Source organism: Pseudomonas azerbaijanorientalis (assembly GCF_019139795.1).
In the GTDB taxonomy this organism is placed as follows: Bacteria; Pseudomonadota; Gammaproteobacteria; order Pseudomonadales; family Pseudomonadaceae; genus Aquipseudomonas; species Aquipseudomonas laurylsulfatiphila.
In genome coordinates, this window is sequence record NZ_CP077078.1 from 1,656,167 (window position 1) to 1,673,279 (window position 17,113).

Annotated in this window: 18 protein-coding genes and 1 tRNA gene; 12 read left to right on the forward strand and 7 right to left on the reverse strand. The window is 59.6% G+C overall.

Translation table 11 applies throughout. The features are described from left to right. The first annotated feature begins 173 nt into the window (after positions 1-173). Complete coding sequence (locus tag KSS91_RS07295) at positions 174-1,598, forward strand: DegQ family serine endoprotease (RefSeq protein ID WP_095966283.1); 1,425 nt, start codon at positions 174-176, stop codon at positions 1,596-1,598. 77 nt (positions 1,599-1,675) lie between these two features. Here the strand turns inward: KSS91_RS07295 and KSS91_RS07300 are convergent, their stop codons facing one another. Continuing rightward, complete coding sequence (locus tag KSS91_RS07300; RefSeq protein WP_217837468.1) at positions 1,676-3,109, reverse strand: M48 family metalloprotease; 1,434 nt, start codon at positions 3,107-3,109, stop codon at positions 1,676-1,678. A 98-nt stretch (positions 3,110-3,207) separates the two neighbouring features. Here KSS91_RS07300 and KSS91_RS07305 point away from each other — a divergent pair, with 98 nt between their 5' ends. Both KSS91_RS07305 and KSS91_RS07310 read left to right on the forward strand, forming a co-directional pair. Further along, positions 3,208-3,447 carry a sulfurtransferase TusA family protein gene (locus KSS91_RS07305; RefSeq protein ID WP_007979782.1) on the forward strand — a complete coding sequence of 80 codons (240 nt, stop codon included), beginning with the start codon at positions 3,208-3,210 and terminating at the stop codon, positions 3,445-3,447. 31 nt (positions 3,448-3,478) lie between these two features. Continuing rightward, positions 3,479-4,549, forward strand: coding sequence for an AI-2E family transporter (locus KSS91_RS07310; protein ID WP_217837469.1), 1,071 nt, complete (start codon positions 3,479-3,481; stop codon positions 4,547-4,549). Positions 4,550-4,678: 129 nt separating this feature from the next. On the opposite strand, the gene KSS91_RS07315 is transcribed toward KSS91_RS07310, so the two are convergent. Beyond that, entirely contained in the window at positions 4,679-5,152 is a 474-nt protein-coding gene (locus KSS91_RS07315; RefSeq protein WP_126049850.1) for a peroxiredoxin, read from the reverse strand. A gap of 11 nt (positions 5,153-5,163) precedes the next feature. Beyond that, the gene (locus tag KSS91_RS07320) at positions 5,164-5,724 is read right to left on the reverse strand and encodes a glycine cleavage system transcriptional repressor (RefSeq protein ID WP_007979776.1); all 561 of its coding nucleotides are present in this window, start codon (positions 5,722-5,724) and stop codon (positions 5,164-5,166) included. 329 nt (positions 5,725-6,053) lie between these two features. Here KSS91_RS07320 and dapA point away from each other — a divergent pair, with 329 nt between their 5' ends. The 6 genes from dapA to KSS91_RS07350 all read left to right on the forward strand — a co-directional run bounded on the left by dapA (position 6,054) and on the right by KSS91_RS07350 (position 10,171). After that, on the forward strand, positions 6,054-6,932 hold the full coding sequence (gene dapA, locus KSS91_RS07325; RefSeq protein WP_007979774.1) for a 4-hydroxy-tetrahydrodipicolinate synthase: 879 nt from the start codon (positions 6,054-6,056) through the stop codon (positions 6,930-6,932). A gap of 17 nt (positions 6,933-6,949) precedes the next feature. Further along, positions 6,950-8,065, forward strand: coding sequence for an NlpB/DapX family lipoprotein (gene bamC, locus KSS91_RS07330; RefSeq protein ID WP_217837470.1), 1,116 nt, complete (start codon positions 6,950-6,952; stop codon positions 8,063-8,065). A 4-nt stretch (positions 8,066-8,069) separates the two neighbouring features. Next, positions 8,070-8,828 (forward strand): MBL fold metallo-hydrolase, encoded by a 759-nt coding sequence (locus KSS91_RS07335; protein ID WP_102674437.1) that lies wholly within the window; start codon positions 8,070-8,072, stop codon positions 8,826-8,828. A 28-nt stretch (positions 8,829-8,856) separates the two neighbouring features. Continuing rightward, positions 8,857-9,570 (forward strand): phosphoribosylaminoimidazolesuccinocarboxamide synthase, encoded by a 714-nt coding sequence (purC, locus tag KSS91_RS07340; protein WP_007944067.1) that lies wholly within the window; start codon positions 8,857-8,859, stop codon positions 9,568-9,570. Positions 9,571-9,653: 83 nt separating this feature from the next. After that, positions 9,654-9,743 (forward strand) — tRNA-Ser (locus KSS91_RS07345). A 236-nt stretch (positions 9,744-9,979) separates the two neighbouring features. Beyond that, on the forward strand, positions 9,980-10,171 hold the full coding sequence (locus tag KSS91_RS07350; RefSeq protein ID WP_217837471.1) for a YegP family protein: 192 nt from the start codon (positions 9,980-9,982) through the stop codon (positions 10,169-10,171). 52 nt (positions 10,172-10,223) lie between these two features. Here KSS91_RS07350 and KSS91_RS07355 read toward each other — a convergent pair whose 3' ends face one another. Then, a complete protein-coding gene (locus KSS91_RS07355) occupies positions 10,224-10,430 on the reverse strand; it encodes a hypothetical protein (RefSeq protein WP_217837472.1) in 207 nt (68 codons plus the stop codon). A 251-nt stretch (positions 10,431-10,681) separates the two neighbouring features. Here KSS91_RS07355 and KSS91_RS07360 point away from each other — a divergent pair, with 251 nt between their 5' ends. Beyond that, positions 10,682-11,608: a LysR substrate-binding domain-containing protein gene (locus KSS91_RS07360; RefSeq protein ID WP_033048393.1), complete on the forward strand. Its 927-nt coding sequence runs from the start codon at positions 10,682-10,684 to the stop codon at positions 11,606-11,608. Positions 11,609-11,659: 51 nt separating this feature from the next. Beyond that, on the forward strand, positions 11,660-12,025 hold the full coding sequence (locus KSS91_RS07365; protein ID WP_217837473.1) for a 5-carboxymethyl-2-hydroxymuconate Delta-isomerase: 366 nt from the start codon (positions 11,660-11,662) through the stop codon (positions 12,023-12,025). Between the two features lie 3 nt (positions 12,026-12,028). Here KSS91_RS07365 and KSS91_RS07370 read toward each other — a convergent pair whose 3' ends face one another. The 3 genes from KSS91_RS07370 to KSS91_RS07380 all read right to left on the reverse strand — a co-directional run bounded on the left by KSS91_RS07370 (position 12,029) and on the right by KSS91_RS07380 (position 15,196). Next, positions 12,029-12,967 (reverse strand): LysR family transcriptional regulator, encoded by a 939-nt coding sequence (locus tag KSS91_RS07370; RefSeq protein ID WP_217837474.1) that lies wholly within the window; start codon positions 12,965-12,967, stop codon positions 12,029-12,031. 113 nt (positions 12,968-13,080) lie between these two features. Further along, complete coding sequence (locus KSS91_RS07375) at positions 13,081-13,998, reverse strand: DMT family transporter (protein WP_217837475.1); 918 nt, start codon at positions 13,996-13,998, stop codon at positions 13,081-13,083. 13 nt (positions 13,999-14,011) lie between these two features. After that, positions 14,012-15,196: a cyanate transporter gene (locus KSS91_RS07380; RefSeq protein WP_217837476.1), complete on the reverse strand. Its 1,185-nt coding sequence runs from the start codon at positions 15,194-15,196 to the stop codon at positions 14,012-14,014. Between the two features lie 485 nt (positions 15,197-15,681). On the opposite strand from KSS91_RS07380, the gene KSS91_RS07385 reads away from it, so the two are divergent. Continuing rightward, positions 15,682-17,064 carry a glutamine synthetase family protein gene (locus KSS91_RS07385; RefSeq protein ID WP_217837477.1) on the forward strand — a complete coding sequence of 461 codons (1,383 nt, stop codon included), beginning with the start codon at positions 15,682-15,684 and terminating at the stop codon, positions 17,062-17,064. Positions 17,065-17,113 lie beyond the last annotated feature (49 nt).

Genomic DNA, 17,113 nt, shown 5'->3' on the forward strand with positions numbered 1-17,113 from the left:
ATTCGAAATGTTTCGTGAGCATTTCAATTTGCAAAAAAAGCTTAAATTTCTTATAGGTCAGAGCCCCTCGGCTCTGGCCTTGTTTGTTGTTCCCGGAACAAAAATACCGGCGTATTGTTCCCGGTGTTCCTTGCTCCATATCGCTTAACCCTGCTCGTCGTAACGGGAGCCGTATGTCGATACCACGTTTGAAGTCCTACCTTTCCATTATTGCCACCGTGCTGGTGCTCGGTCAGGCGGTCACCGCCCAAGCGGTCGAATTGCCTGACTTTACGCAACTGGTCGAACAGGCCTCGCCCGCGGTCGTGAACATCAGTACCACGCAAAAGCTGCCGGATCGCAAAGTCAGCCAGCAAATGCCCGACCTCGAAGGGCTGCCGCCAATGCTGCGCGAATTCTTCGAGCGGGGCATGCCGCCGCAATCGCGTTCTCCTCGCGACCGTCAGCGCGAGGCAACTTCCCTGGGCTCGGGTTTTATCATCTCGTCTGACGGCTACATCCTGACCAATAACCACGTGATCGCCGATGCAGACGAAATCCTCGTCCGTCTGGCCGATCGCAGCGAAATGAAGGCCAAGCTGGTCGGTACCGATCCACGTTCCGACGTGGCGCTGCTGAAAATCGAAGGCAAGGATCTGCCGGTGCTCAAACTCGGTAAATCCCAGGATCTGAAGGCTGGCCAGTGGGTGGTTGCTATCGGTTCACCGTTCGGCTTCGACCACACGGTGACTCAAGGCATCGTCAGCGCCGTCGGTCGCAGCCTGCCGAATGAAAACTATGTGCCGTTCATTCAGACCGACGTGCCGATCAACCCGGGTAACTCGGGCGGCCCGCTGTTCAACCTCAACGGTGAAGTGGTCGGGATCAACTCGCAGATCTATACCCGCTCCGGTGGCTTCATGGGCGTGTCGTTTGCAATCCCGATCGACGTGGCCATGGACGTTTCCAATCAGCTGAAGTCCGGTGGCAAGGTCAGCCGTGGCTGGCTGGGCGTGGTGATTCAGGAAGTGAGCAAGGATCTCGCCGAGTCGTTTGGTCTGGAGAAACCGGCGGGTGCGCTGGTGGCTCAGATCCAGGATGATGGCCCGGCTGCCAAGGGTGGCCTGCAAGTGGGCGACGTGATCCTGAGCATGAACGGTCAGCCAATCGTCATGTCGGCCGATCTGCCACACCTCGTTGGCGCATTGAAGGCTGGCGCCAAGGCCGATCTGGAAGTGATTCGTGACGGCAAGCGCAAAAATGTCGAGCTGACCGTCGGTGCCATACCGGATGAAGACAAGGAAATGGGCGCCGAGCCAAAATCCAGCATCGAGCGCAGCAGCAATCGCCTCGGTGTTTCCGTGGTCGAACTGACTGACGACCAGAAGAAAACCTACGACCTCAAAGGTGGTGTGGTGATCAAGGAAGTGCAGGACGGTCCTGCCGCCATGATCGGCCTGCAGCCGGGTGATGTGATCACCCACCTGAACAACCAGGCCATCGGTTCCGCCAAGGAGTTCGCGGACATCGCCAAGGCGCTGCCAAAGAACCGTTCGGTGTCGATGCGAGTGCTGCGTCAAGGTCGTGCGAGCTTCATCACCTTCAAGCTGGCTGAATAATCCGGTTGATGGCTGAATAAAAAACCGCCTCGAAAGAGGCGTTTTTTTTATGTCCGGACTTTTTGTCTGCAGGGGCGTCAGCCCATCATGTCCTTGATCAAGCGCTCCTGTTCCATCAGCTCGCGTTGCCGCGCGTCGATCCGCGAAGACAGCGGGAAGTTGCTGCCGGCCTTGCGTTTGGCGAAGTCCAGTTGCTGAATGGCCTGTTTGTAGTCCCCGACCAGGGCAAAATATTCGGCACGCGCCTGATGCAGGCCGATGATATTGCCCGACAGTCCGCGCGTCTCGGCAACTTGATACCACACGTCCGGGTCATCCGGCCGTGACTTGAGCAGGCTTTCGAGGGCTTTCTCCGCATCTGCGGTGCGGTTTTGCTTGAGCAGCAAGTCGACACGCACCTGGTTCAGCGGGTAGTTGCCAGGGTACTGGGTCATCAGGCGGTCAACCCGGGACTGGGCATCCGCCAGGCGATTGTTGGTGATGTCCAGATCGACCTGAGCGAGGTTGTAGATGATTTCGTTAGGTGACTTGGCCAGCAACTGCTTGAGGTTTTCCCGTGCTTCGTTCAGATGGCCGCCCTTGATCTGGGCGATCGCCAGGCCGTAGCGCGCCACGTCGTTTTTCGGGTTCTCGTCGAGCTGGGCGCGGAAGCGCTTGGCGCCGAGCCCCGGGGTTTCTTCATAGATCAGCTGTACGCGTGCGCGGATCAGCTGGTAGCGCATGCTGTCTTCAATGCCGCCCGTTGGAAACTGTTCGGCGCGGTTGCGGGTGTCGGCGATACGCGATTCGGTGACCGGGTGAGTCAGCAGGAACTCCGGTGGCTTGGCATCGTAGCGGTACTGACGCCCCAGGCGCTCGAACATGGTTGGCATCGAGCGGGGATCGTAACCGGCCTTTTCCAGATTGAGGAGGCCGATGCGGTCGGCTTCCTGTTCGTTCTGGCGGGAGAATCGCCGCTGTTCCTGAATGGCTGCTGCCTGTGTGCCGGCAATGGCTGCAATCCCGGCGTCACCGCCACCTGCGGCTGCTACCACGATACCGGCCAGCAATGCAGCCATCATGGGTACTTGCATGCGTTTTTGTGCTTCGATTCCCCGGGCAAAGTGGCGCTGCGACAAGTGAGCCAGTTCGTGCGCCAGTACCGAGGCGTATTCGCCTTCGGTCTGGGCGTTGAGGAACAAGCCACCGTTGACCCCGACGATCCCGCCCGGCGCCGCAAAGGCGTTGAGCTGCGGGCTGTTGATCAGGATGAATTCCAGGCGCCGGTCAGTGACCTGGCTGGTCTCCAGCAGGCGGTAAACGCTGGATTCCACGTAATTCTTGAGTTGCGGGTCGTTGAGTTGCGAAACCTGACTGCGCAACATGGCCAGCCATGCGCGGCCGAGCTGGTACTCCTGTTGTGGCGAGACAATGGCAGAACTGGCGTCGCCGAGTGACGGCAGGTCGTCGGCGAAGCCCGGTGAGGCGAGCAGGCAAGCGAGCGTCAGCAGGGTAGGGCGCAAAAATGTCATGCACAAAGCCTTAGTCGACAAAGACCTTACTGTAGCCGGACACCGGCGTTGCGACCAGATATTCTAGGCATCTCAACCACCTGACCCGGAGTGATGCAATGACCGATGCTGTAGAGCATGACGTTGAACTGGACGCCAGCGGCCTGAATTGCCCGCTGCCGTTGCTCAAGGCCAAGATGGAGCTCAACCGGCTGGCCAGTGGCGCGGTACTCAAGGTCATCGCCACCGATGCAGGTTCGCAGCGCGACTTTCGCACCTTTGCCCGATTGGCCGGTCATACCCTGCTTCGTGAAGAAGATGAGGCGGGTGTTTACCGCTACTGGTTGAAAAAAGCCTGAATTGTGCTGCGTTTGCTCCTAAGGATTATAGATGTTCAAAGTGTTACGCGACTGGATTCAGCGCTATTTTTCCGATGAAGAAGCGGTGGTGCTGGCTGTCCTGCTGTTTCTCGCGTTCACCGCCGTATTGACCTTGGGCGGCATGCTGGCGCCGGTGCTCGCCGGGATGGTGCTGGCGTACCTGATGCAGGGGCTGGTGGTGACGCTTGAGCGCCTGCGTGTGCCGGGCGGGGTCGCGGTGGGGTTGGTCTTTGCGTTGTTCATGGGGCTGTTGCTGGTGTTTATCGTGGTGGTCGTGCCGCTGCTGTGGCATCAACTGATCACCTTGTTCAACGAGTTGCCCGGCATGCTCGCCAAGTGGCAGTCACTGTTGCTGCTGCTGCCCGAGCGCTATCCGCACCTGGTGTCCGATGAGCAAGTGCTGCAGGCGATCGAAGTGGCGCGCGGCGAAATCGGCAAGTTTGGTCAGTGGGCACTGACGTTCTCGCTGTCGAGCCTGCCATTGCTGGTGAACATCATGATCTACCTGGTGCTGGTACCGATCCTGGTGTTTTTCTTCCTCAAGGACCGAGCCATGATCGGCCAGTGGGTGCGCGGTTACCTGCCCCGTGAGCGGGCGTTGATCACCCGGGTCGCCCATGAGATGAACCGGCAGATCGCCAACTACATTCGCGGTAAGGTCATCGAAATCTTCATCTGCGGTGGCGTGACCTACATTGCCTTTGCCGTTCTTGAACTCAACTACGCGGCGTTGCTGGCACTGCTGGTGGGGATTTCGGTGGTGGTGCCTTATGTTGGCGCCGTGGTGGTGACTGTGCCCGTGTTTTTGATTGCGCTGTTCCAGTGGGGCTGGAGCGATCAGTTCATCTACCTGATGGCGGTCTACGGAATCATCCAGACGCTCGATGGTAACGTGCTGGTGCCCTTGCTGTTCTCGGAGGCGGTCAACCTGCACCCGGTGGCGATCATCTGTGCGGTGCTGCTGTTTGGCGGCTTGTGGGGCTTTTGGGGGGTGTTCTTTGCGATTCCCCTGGCGACGCTGTTCAAGGCTGTGCTGGATGCCTGGCCGCGCAAGGAGCCGGAAGTCGCGCCGTTGCTTTGAATCTTCGGTGAAGCTGACGGCCTCTTCGCGAGCAGGCTCGCTCCCACATCAGATCGCGTCAGTCAAAACAACCCGGTCAACTGTGGGAGCGAGCCTGCTCGCGAAGAGGCGGAACAGGCATCGAAGAAATCAGGCTTTGTCGAGGGCCTGAGCCGCCGCCAGAACCGCATCCACATGCCCCGGCACCTTCACGCCACGCCACTCCTGGCGCAGCACGCCATTCTTGTCGATCAGGAAGGTGCTGCGGTCCACGCCCATGTATTCCTTGCCATACAGCTTTTTCAGCTTGATCACGTCGAACAGCTGGCAGATGGCTTCGTCCTTGTCGCTGATCAGCTCAAAGGGGAATTCCTGCTTGCACTTGAAGTTCTCGTGGGATTTCAGGCTGTCGCGCGACACGCCGAACACTTCGGTGTTGGCGGCCTTGAACGCAGCATGCTGATCACGAAAGCCCTGGCCCTCGGTGGTGCAGCCCGGCGTGCTGTCCTTCGGATAGAAGTAGATCACCACCTGCTTGCCCTTCAGGCCTGCGAGGCTGACGGTCTGCCCGCTGGTGGCGGGGGCTTCGAAATCGGCAACCGGTTGGTCGATGGCAACGGCCATGGAAAGCTTCCTTACATTGGGTTCTGTGGGCGCCAGGGTTCGATCAGGGCGTCCAGGTTCAGCGCGTCGGCGAAATCCAGGAACTGATCGCGCAGCCAGCTGATCTGCACGCCGGCCGGCAAGGTCACGGTGAACGTGGCATTGAGCATGGTGCCGCCGGTCTGCGGAGCCTGATAGGTGTCGCAGGTCAGGTTCTCCAACTCGACATTGTGGTCCATGAAGAACTGGCACAACTCGTTGATGATGTCCGAGCGGTAGGCCGAGCTGACATAAGCGACGTACGGCAGGGCCTGTGGGCGGTTTTCCAGGGCGGCGCTGCGTACCACGTTGACCGTGAACGCATGCCGCTTGGCCAGCACTGGCAGGCTGCCTTCCAGGCGCGCCAGGGCATCCCAGCTACCGGAGATTTCCAGCACCAGGGCACTGCATTCGCCATGACGGGTCAGGCGAGAGGTGACAACGGCGCAGCGGTTTTCATGGCTGGCGCGGCACAGGACGTTGGTCAGCTCCATGGGGTTGGCGCCGAGGGCACTGATAACAAGGAATTGTTCGCGAACTGTGGGGGTGGACATGCAGCATTCCTAAAGCGATGAGCGGTCGGTACGTCTAAGGGCTGATTGGCCGGGAGCGAGCCTGCGGATGCGAACTCAGAAAGTCCCGAGTGACAGGTTGCGAACAGGCTCCGCCGGGGCGGGAGCGAGACGTGGCAACGCTGGATCAGGACTTGTGATGCCGAAAATGGAGGCTGAAACCCGACGGACGAGCTTGTCTGTAACGATCAAAGTCTGAAGGGTAGCGAAAACCGGCGCCAAGGGGAATGGCGGCAGCACAGTACTTCGCTTGTGCAAGCAACTTGGCGCCAGTACCATTACGGCTCTCTTTTTCCGGCAGGAGCGGTTTCATGATTGCGGGCAGTATGGTGGCACTGGTCACTCCCATGGATGCACAGGGGCGTCTTGACTGGGACAGCCTCAGCAAACTCGTGGACTTCCACCTTGAAAACGGCACCCATGCCATTGTCGCCGTCGGTACCACCGGCGAATCGGCAACCCTTGATGTCGATGAACACATCGCCGTCATCAAGGCGGTAGTCAAGCAGGTCAATGGCCGCATTCCGGTGATTGCCGGTACAGGCGCCAATTCGACCCGCGAAGCCGTCGAATTGACCCGCAATGCCAAGGAAGCCGGCGCCGATGCCTGCCTGCTGGTCGTGCCGTACTACAACAAGCCGACCCAGGAAGGCCTGTATCTGCACTTCAAGCACATCGCCGAAGCGGTCGACATCCCGCAGATTCTCTATAACGTGCCCGGCCGCACCTCCTGCGACATGCAGGCCGAGACCGTGATCCGCCTGTCCACCGTGCCGAACATCATCGGTATCAAGGAAGCGACCGGCGACCTCAAGCGCGCCAAGGCCATCCTCGATGGCGTCAGCAAGGACTTCATCGTGCTGTCCGGCGATGATCCGACCGCGGTCGAGCTGATCCTGATGGGCGGCAAGGGCAACATCTCCGTCACCGCCAACGTCGCGCCGCGTGAAATGGCCGATCTGTGCGAGGCCGCCCTCAAGGGTGATGCCGAGACTGCACGGGCAATCAACGAAAAACTGATGCCGCTGCACAAGGACCTGTTCATCGAAGCCAACCCGATTCCGGTGAAGTGGGCTTTGGTCGAAATGGGCCTGATGCACGAAGGCATTCGCCTGCCGCTGACCTGGCTGAGCGCACCTTGTCACGAAACGCTCCGCACGGCCCTGCGCCAGTGCAGCGTCCTGGTTTAATTGAGGAAGTACAACGCATGAAGCGAATGGCCGGACTTTCCGCACTTGCCTTGATTATCTCCAGCACCAGTGGCTGCGGATGGATCTGGGGCCCGGAAGGTTATTTCCGTGACCGTGGTAGCGATTACCTGGAAGCGCAACAGACTGCACCGATGCAAATTCCGCCGGATATCCATACCGCCAAGCGTCTGGATCCGCTGTTGCCGATCCCGCGCAACGTGGCCGATGACACGGCCACGGGCGAATACATCGTTCCACGTCCCCAGCCGCTGACGGCGGCTGCCGACGCCAGTCCCTATTCGCTGCAGAAGAGCGGCGGCACCAGTTCCATCCTGGCGCAGAATCCGCCGGCCGAAATCTGGCCTGTGGCCGTTCAGTTCTTCCAGGACAACGGTTTCCGTCTGGATGAACAGCGTCCGCAAACCGGCGAATTCACCACGACCTGGCAGCATTCCGATGAACTGTCTGCGGCCATGGCCAAGCGCCTGAGCGCGGCCGGCGTCAGCACCGACAGCGAAACCCGCGTGCGGGTGCGCATCGAGCCGGGCGTGCAGCGCAACACCAGTGAAGTCTACGTGGTCAGCGCTGAGCGTCCTGCCGGCAGCACCGCCGACGTCGAGTTCACCAACCGTTCGGTCAACACTGGCCTGGACGCGGCACTGGTCGACGACATGCTCGCGAGCATGAGCCGTATCTCGGAGAAGGGCGGCTCTGTCTCCATGCTGGCTTCGCGTGATTTCGACGCGCCCAGCCGTGTCAGCCTGAGCGAAGACGGCAGCGGCAACCCTGTGCTGAACGTCGGTACCGACCTTGACCGTGCCTGGTCGAGCGTAGGTCGTGCGCTGGAACAAGGCGAATGGCGCGTTGAAGACATCAACCGCAGCCTGGGCCTGTACTACATCAACCTGGCCGAAAAAGCCGAGAGCAAAGACGACAAGCCAGGCTTCCTCAGCAGCCTGTTCGGCACCGCGCCGAGCAAGGAAGAGCTTGAAGCCCGTGCCGAGCGTTATCAGGTTCGCCTGAGCAAGGTTGGCGAGAACGTTCAGGTCACCGTCGAGAAGAACATCAACACCGTGGCGCCGGCAGATGTGGCGCGTAAAGTGTTGAGCATGATTCAAGACAACCTGGGCTGATCCTATGCGTTTTGCCGTTCTCGGCAGCGGCAGTCAAGGGAACGGCACGCTGATAGCCAGCGCTGATACGTACGTGCTGGTGGATTGTGGTTTTTCCCTGCGGGAAACCGAAAAACGCCTGCTGCGACTGGGTGTGAACCCTGCGCAGCTGAGCGCGATACTCGTGACCCACGAACATGCCGACCACGTGCATGGCGTGGGTTTGCTGTCTCGGCGCTACAATCTGCCTGTCTACCTCAGTCGCGGGACTTTGCGCGGGATGCGCAAACCGATTGAACCAGCAGGCTTTCTGGCTGGCGGCGAGCAGTTGCAAATCGGCGACTTGAGCATCGGTGTCATTGCCGTGGCCCACGATGCACAGGAACCGACGCAGTATGTCTTCAGTGACGGTTCACGGCGTTTCGGCCTGTTGACCGACCTGGGCTCCTACTGCGACAAGGTGCTGGACGGTTACCGGGACCTCGATGCATTGATGATCGAGTCCAACCATTGCAGGGACATGCTGGCTCGCGGTCATTACCCGTACTTTCTCAAGCAACGGGTGGGCGGTGAACTGGGACATTTGAACAACCATCAGGCGGCATTCCTGGTGGCCGAGCTGGGCTGGAAGGACCTGCAACACCTGGTCCTGGCCCATCTGAGCAGCAAGAACAACCTGCCGCAGCTGGCCCGGCAATGTTTTGTCGACACCCTCGGGTGCGACCCGGACTGGCTGCAACTGGCCGATCAAGATTCAGGGCTCGACTGGCGTCACATCGCCTAGCCCATCTACTTAGCAAGCGGAGCCCATCATGGAAAAACGTGAAGAACTCTACCGCGGCAAAGCCAAGTCGGTTTACAAGACCGACGACGCTAACCGTTTGATCCTGCTGTTTCGCAACGACACTTCGGCGTTCGACGGCAAGCGTATCGAACAGCTCGACCGCAAGGGCATGGTGAACAACAAGTTCAACGCCTTCATCATGCAGAAGCTCGAAGCGGCCGGCGTGCCGACCCAGTTCGACAAACTGCTGGGCGACAACGAATGTCTGGTGAAGAAGCTGGACATGATTCCGGTCGAGTGCGTCGTGCGTAATTACGCCGCGGGCAGCCTGGTCAAGCGCCTGGGTGTCGAGGAGGGCATGAAGCTCAACCCTTACACCTTCGAACTGTTCCTGAAGGACGACGCCAAGGGCGACCCGTTCATCAACGAATCCCACGTCGTGGCTTTCGGTTGGGGCACCGCCGAGCAACTGGTTCGCATGAAAGAGCTGTCGCTCAAGGTCAACGAAGTCCTGAGCAAACTGTTCGACGACGCCGGCCTGCTGCTGGTCGACTTCAAGCTGGAATTCGGCGTGTTCCACGATGGTTCCATCGTGCTGGGCGACGAGTTCAGCCCGGATGGCTGCCGTCTGTGGGACAAGGCTACCGGCAAGAAAATGGACAAGGACCGCTTCCGTCAGGGCCTCGGTGACGTCATCGAAGCCTACGAAGAAGTCGCCAACCGTCTGGGCGTACCGCTTTAACCGACGCAAGCATCTGAAAGCACAGAAATATTTCGCTCAGGGGGTTCGCTTCCGGCGAAAGTGTTGTTATGATGCGCGCCGTTGGAGAGATGCCAGAGTGGCCGAATGGGACGGATTCGAAATCCGTTGTACCTTCACCGGTACCTAGGGTTCGAATCCCTATCTCTCCGCCATTACATGGAAAAAGCTCCGTAGCTGAAAAGTTACGGGGCTTTTTCGTTTCTGAAGCTTTTTCAGTGGGCTATCGCTTCCAACATCCTGTCCCCGAATCCATTGTGCGCCCTGCCATTCAGGGGCTGCGGTGCGAAATATCCCCTGACATTGAAAGTAATCGCCCTGGGAATTCCTCCTTTACTCTGCTTGCGCAGGTCGCTGACCTGCTGTCACCAGCAATCGCATGGAGCGAGCAATGTATTTTGAGATTTACAGGCAAATCCGCGGCACCGTTTTGACTGGCAAGGGCCAATGGCGATGGCGGTTAAGGGCGGGGAATCATGAAACGATTGCCAGCGGGGAGGCTTACGTCAACAAGGCCGATTGCCTGCATGCAATCAATTTGATCAAGGGGACCTGTGAGCAGACCCCGATCAAGGAAATCTAATTTGAGGTGGGGGTGAAGCTGCTCGTTGAGAGCAGCTTCGTTTCAACCCGGTTTATGGCTGGGAATGACCCAGTTTTCTCTTGATCAGTTCGTAGACGTCCTTGTGGGTGGAGTTGTGCAGGGATTTGTCCTTGCAGGCCGAGGCGAGGAACGTTTTGACTTCATCCCTTGCGTGCGGGTACAAGCCGGCGACGTAGTCGGCTTCGTGGGGCTGGGTACAGTTGAAGTGCTTGTCGTCTTTGGCTTTGTCTCTGGCCATGGTGCCGCTCCTTTTGATAACGCGTGTTTTGGATGCCGAGGCTGGTTTTTCCCCTCGTGCGCCGCTGAGCTTAGGGACCCACGGGTTAACTGCCAGGGGGGCCAGGTAAAAAGGAAGAGGCTGTAGGACAAGGCGTGGGCAGGCATTTTGCCTAAACGTGAACCTCATCAGGCTGTAGAACTTGAGTTGGATAGACGGCAGTTGCCCCGGCTACCTAAACTGTCAGCAGATTTGGGGAACGGGGACACTGGATGAATCGCAACGAACTTCGCAAGGCGGATATCAACCTGATGGTGGTGTTCGAAACGCTGATGCTGGAGCGCAATGTCACTCGGGTGGCGGAGAAGCTGTTTCTCGGGCAGCCGACCATCAGTTCTGCGCTCAACCGCTTGCGTGCGATGTTCAATGATCCGCTGTTCATCCGTGTTGGCCATCGCATGGAGCCGACGGCACGGGCTGAGGAGATCATCAGGCACTTGTCGCCGGCGCTGGATTCCTTGTCCGTGGCCTTGAGCCTGACCCATGATTTTGACCCGGCCAGCAGCACGATGACGTTCCGCATCGGGTTGTCCGACGATGTCGAGTTCGGCCTGTTGCCGCCGTTGCTGCGAACGCTGCGCCAGGAAGCGCCAAAGGTGGTGTTTGTGGTGCAGCACGTCGATTACTGGCGGATCCCCGACTTGCTGGCGTCTGGTGATATCACGGTGGGTATCAGCCAGACCCGTGGCTTGCCGGCAAATGCCAAGCGCAAGTTGCTGCGGCACATCCAGCCCAGCATTTTGCGCGCCGATGCTTGCGACACTCCGCTGACGCTCGACGAATATTGCGCGCGACCGCACGTGCTGGTGTCCCATACCGCCAACGTCAGTGGCTACGCCGACGAGTGGCTGGCGGAAATCGGCCGCACGCGCCAGGTGGTGCTCTCGGTACCGCAATACAGCTCGTTGCCGGCACTGCTCGCCGGGACGGACCTGATCGCCAGCCTGCCGGACTACACAGCCGAGGCGATGGCTGCTTCGGGCATGCTGTTCAAGGAGCCCTTTCCGTTCAAGACACCGACCCTGGATTTGTCCATGGTCTGGCTCAGTCATGTCGATACCGACCCTGCCGAGCGCTGGTTGCGTTCGCGCCTGGAGGCGTTCATGAGTGAGCGTGCCGTTTTGCCGCTGCCCGAATGAACAGGGCGTGTTATACGTACGACCTTTCCATCCCCTTCCAGGAGCCAACTCATGCCTCACCTGCACATGGAATACACCGCCAACCTGTCTGACCTGAATGCCGATGTGGCGTTGATGCGGTTGAACAATACGCTGGTGGGTTCCGGTCAGTTTGCTGCCGAATTCGACATCAAGAGCCGCGCGGTCAGGGTCGAAACGTTCAAGGTCGGTACTGCTTTGTCTGAGCGGGCGTTCGTGCATGTGAAACTGGCACTGTTGAGTGGTCGTTCCGCACAGATCAAGAAACAACTTTCCGAAAGCCTGCTGGCGGTGGTTCAGGACCTGTGTGAGTGGCCGAGCGGCGTTGAAGTCCAGTTGTGCGTGGAAATTCTCGACATCGATCGCGATTCCTACAGCAAGACCGCCATCAGCAACTGAGTATCAGGCCGTTTCCTGCGCGGCGCAGGCCTGGATCACTTGCGCTCGCAACCAGCTGTTGGCGCTGTCCTGATCGACACTCTGGCTCCACTGCATGTCGAGGGTGAACCCCGGCAAGCCCTCGGGCGCTTCACAGTGATTGAAGGTGTCGGTACTGGCCAGCAGCCGCTGGATGCGCCGGGGCAGGGTCAGGGCATAGTCGGTGCCGGTAATCAGCTTCAGCGCTGCACTGTAACTGTTGGCGCGCGCGACGATCTGGCGTTGTTTGGCCTGTTGCGCGAGCCAGCCGTCGACCATGTTGGTGGCGGACGTCCAGGGTGTCGGGAACACGTGTCGACGTTCGACATAGGTTTGCAGGCTCAAACGTGGTTCCGCCGGGGTGGCGCGTTTGTCGAACACACAGACCAGATCATCATCGAGCAGTGTCCGGGATTTGAAATCGACGTGGCTGCGATGAAAGTTCGGGCCGAAACACATCACCAGGTCGAGACTGCCTTCGCGCAACGCTTCGGCAGGGATGTCGGCTTCGAGTTTGAGCACATTGACCGTCACCGGGAGATCGGCGAGGGCGAAGGTGTTCAACAGGCGCGGCAGGATCAACTGCTCGAAATACTCCGGTGCGCAGAGGTTGAAAGTCACGGCTTGCAGGCCTGGGTCGAACGCGGGTGAGCCGGCGTGACACAAGTTGATGCTTTCCAGGACTTTCAGCGCGTGAGGGTACATCGCGCTGGCCTTGCCGGTGGGTTGCATGCCGCCGGTACGGGTATTGATGAACAGTTCGTCCTCGAAGCTGTTGCGCAGTTTTTTCAGGCAGTAACTCACTGTGGACTGGCTGACGCTAAGCATCTCGGATACGCCGGTGACGCTGTTCTGCTCGTACACGGCGACGAACACCAGGAGGTCCTGCATGTCGAGTTTTCTGAGCGAATTACTGTTGAGCATCCATTGCGTCTCGCTGCGTCCCTTGCGCTGACCATGTGCAAGGGTGGGTGAATTATCCTAACGGAATGAACGAACAGGGAAAATGCCTTGCAGGAAGTTTCGCCCTGGGCCCTTCAACTCTGGACCATCGCCGACACGGCGCGGCGGCTGGAGATCAACAGCGCGAACATGCCGATGCCCACCAGCAGCGCGCCGACCAACTCCAGCGGCAGCGGCAACTGGCGGCCCCAAAGCCAGTGAAACAAGGTGATGAACAGCGTGCTCAGGTAAATGTAGGAAATCACCGAGGATGGCGCGATCACGCCAATGGCCCGATGCAGCAGCCAGAATGTTGCCAGGGTGGCGAACACCGCCAGGTACATCAGCCAATAGAAATCCTTGAGCGTCAGTGATGATGCCGAACGCCAGCCGCCACTGAATCCACAGAACACCAGCAGAAACAGCGCGCCGAACAGCATGTTCCAGAACGTCATGGGCACCGGCCCGCGTCCCTTGAGGCTATTGGCTTTCAGGCGTTGGCTGAGAGGGGCATAGAGCGCCATCGCCAGGCAACCGATGCCGTACACGGTCAGTGCATAGGGCGATGGCAACTCACCGGGGCCGGTGTCTTTCATGATCAGTAACACCGCCCCGGCAGCGGCGAGCAGCATCGGCACAATCCTTTGTTTCAGGCGGCTGTCAGGTATGAGTACGGCCTCGAAAGCCAGGGTCATCAGCGGCACGAGCGTAAACATCGTCCCGGTATTGACGGCCGAGGTGTAGCGCAACGCTTCGAACAGTGAGCCGAAGTACAACGCCAGCAGCAGGCCGAGCACCGCATGACCGAGCAGCCCGCGGGCGGTCATGGTGGCGTTGCCTTCACGCAGCAACAGCGGCAGAAACACCAAGGTGCAGAACAACAGGCGCAAACCGGTCAGCAGGATCGGGTCGATGGCCTGGCTGACTTGCGCCGCCGCGGAAAACGAGGCGGCGATCAGCAAGGCCCAAAGCAGCATGCTGACGTGAGCGGCGGCGAAACCGGTGGTTTTCATGGCAGGCTCCGGGTCAGTGGATGTGGCGGCTGTAGTGCCTTGGGTTGAAGCGCAAAACCATCAACATCATCAGCGCCATGACCGCCGTCAGTGACCACCAGGCCCATTCAAAGCTGCCGAGCCGGTCGCGGATGATCCCCGCCAGCAGCGGCGACAGGCTGGCGATCAGGTAGCCGTTGCCTTGCACGAATGCGGTCAGGCCACCGGCGCGCAATGGATTGTCCAGGTGATCCAGCGATACGATCAGGCTCATCGGGAACAGCCCACCAATGCCCAGCCCCAGCAGGCATGGCCACATCAGGCTCAAGTGCTGCGGGCTCAGAATCAGTCCGCAGAAACCGGCGATGATCAGTGCCAGCAAGACCATCAGCACGACGCGGCGGTCGCGGCTGCGATTGGCGATGAAGGGAGTCAGCAGGCCCGACAGCACTTCCATTGCGGTCAGAAACCCGAGCAGCAATCCGGCGTGCTGCTCGCTCCAGCCCTTTTCCACGTAGTACGGCGCCAGCCAGGCCAGAACGCAGGTGTAGGACGCAGTGCCCAGGCCGAAGAAGATCGCGAGTAACCACGCGCGGGTATTGGCGAAGAACGATCCTTTGCTGGATGCCTGCGAATTCGGTGTCGGCATCCCGGCGCTTTGGCTGCGCCAGAAGAGCAATGCCAGCACGGCGAGAACAGCCCAGATCGCCAGGCCCATACGCCAGCTGCCGCTGGATGCCATCACCAGCGGCGCAAAGGACGCACCCATGGCGGCACCGCCCATGATCGATGTGACGTAGAGCCCCATGCACAGGGCAACGTGGTCGCTGAAGCGGGATTTGATCAGCGCAGGCATCAGGGCCTGAATCAGGGCGATGCCGATACGTGCCAGAATGGCGCTGAGGATCAATTCGGCTACCGAATCGAGAAACAGGCGCGACACCGTGGCCACGCCTATGATCAGTAACGAAAGTACGACCGTGCGCTGTTCACCGAGACGCTGGCTGACACGCAGCCCGAAAAACATCGCCAGTCCCATGGCCATGACCGGCAGCAGGGTCAGCAGTGATGCCAGGCTGAAACTCAGCGGGATGTCCTCGCGAATTGCCGAGAGCAAAGGTCCGACGGCGGCCATGGTGGGACGCAGGTTCAGGGCGACGAGAACAACGCTGAACATCAACCAGAGGGCAGGGCGGGTAGTCGCGCGGGTGTTTTCCATGATCGGACCTTGAACGATAGGGTTGCGATTAGGCGCGCGAGGCCGCAAGGCCGCAAATCAGAAAGTCTGGTGGACTATTTGGAAATTAAATAAGAGTGCGGTCATACGGACGCCGTTGAATGTTTAGCCAGACGATATCCAAGGTTCTTCAAATCCTGATTTAACGACTGAACCCATCGTGTGAGGCTGCGGGTCATCTGTTTTCTGCGGTTCTCTCTATGGACGGTTGGCCAGTCGCAATCCACTTCAAGGCAACCATTGACGCTCGTGCGTCGAGCCTTGGTCGTCGATTCACGCCTGCCACCGCGCCAAGCCTCTCTGCACTTCCTTCTGAACTGGCCTTCTGGGCGCTGTGGCATTGCCGCCATGCGCGCCCGCCGGATTCGCGCTTTTTCCGCTGATTGCTCCTACATATTCCGGTAGGTACCGGAATTAAAGTGCGGGTGCCTATGCGCACCCGTCAAACACGGAAAAAGAGAGTTTCCATGAGTACTGCCACGACCTCGTTTGCCACCAGGCTTGAAGCCCTGACCTTTCTGGAACAGAACCCGGATATTGAAATGTTCGAGCTGTTCATCCTCGACAACAACGGTGTGCCGCGGGGAAAGCTGCTGCACCGTGACGAGTTGCTGGCGGTGTATGAAAGCGGGCGGCCATTGCCGAGCACCATCCTCGGACTGACCATCAACGGCGATGACGTGGAAAACTCCGGGCTGGTCTGGGATGTCGGCGATATCGACTGCCGGGCCTATCCGATCAGCGGCAGCCTCACGCGTATGCCGTGGCGTCTGATACCGACCGCGGCCGTGCAGGTCAGCATGCACCCGACTGAGGGTATGCCCGCTACCATTGCCGATCCCCGTCACTTGCTGGCGAAAGTCATCGAAGGTTTGCAGGCTGACGGCTATTACCCGGTCATGGCGGCGGAACTGGAGTTCTATCTGCTGGATCAGCAACGCGACAGCAATGGCCGGCCGCAACCGGCACGGGATGTCGATGGCGGGCGTCCGCGCGGTACTCAGGTCTATGGATTGCGCGAGCTTGAGCAGATCGAACCCTTCCTTGCCGATCTCTACAGCGCCTGCAAGCTCCAGGGGATTCCGGCGCGCACGGCCATTTCCGAATACGCGCCGGGGCAAGTGGAAATCACCCTCGAACACCGCAGCGACGCGTTGCAGGCAATGGACGAAGCGGTGCGCTACAAGCGCCTGGTCAAAGGGGTGGCGCACAAGCACGGCATGACAGCGTGCTTCATGGCCAAGCCATTCGATGACCTGGCCGGCACCGGAATGCACATGCACGTGAGTCTGGCGGACAAGGACGGCAACAATCTCTTTGCCAGCGAAGCCCCGGATGGAACGCCCCTGCTCAAGCAGGCTGTCGCCGGCATGCTCAGTACCTTGCTCGACTCGCTGTTGCTGTTCTGCCCCAACGCCAACTCCTACCGTCGATTCCAGGCCAACAGCTATGCGCCGCTGGCAGCCACCTGGGGTGTGGACAATCGCACCGTGAGTTTGCGTGTCCCTGGCGGGCCGGCGTATTCGCGGCACATCGAACATCGAATTTGTGGCGCGGATGCCAACCCCTATCTGGCGGCTGCGGCGATTCTGGCCGGTATTCATCGCGGTATACGCGAACAACTCGAGCCGGGTGCGCCGGTGGAGGGCAATGGCTACGCCCAGGCCGCGAAACTGTTGCCGACGGACTGGTTGACCACATTGCGTTCGCTGGAAGGCTCCAGTTGGGCCAGGGAAGCCTTCGGCGGCGAGTTCCTCGGAGTCTACCTGGCGGTGAAACGCGCCGAGTACCGCCAGTTCATGGGGGAGGTGGGTGAGCAGGACTGGCGCTGGTATCTGCATCAGGCTTGAGCCGAAACTGAACCAAAGCTGAACTCTTCTCAAATAGTCTGAAGTTTCA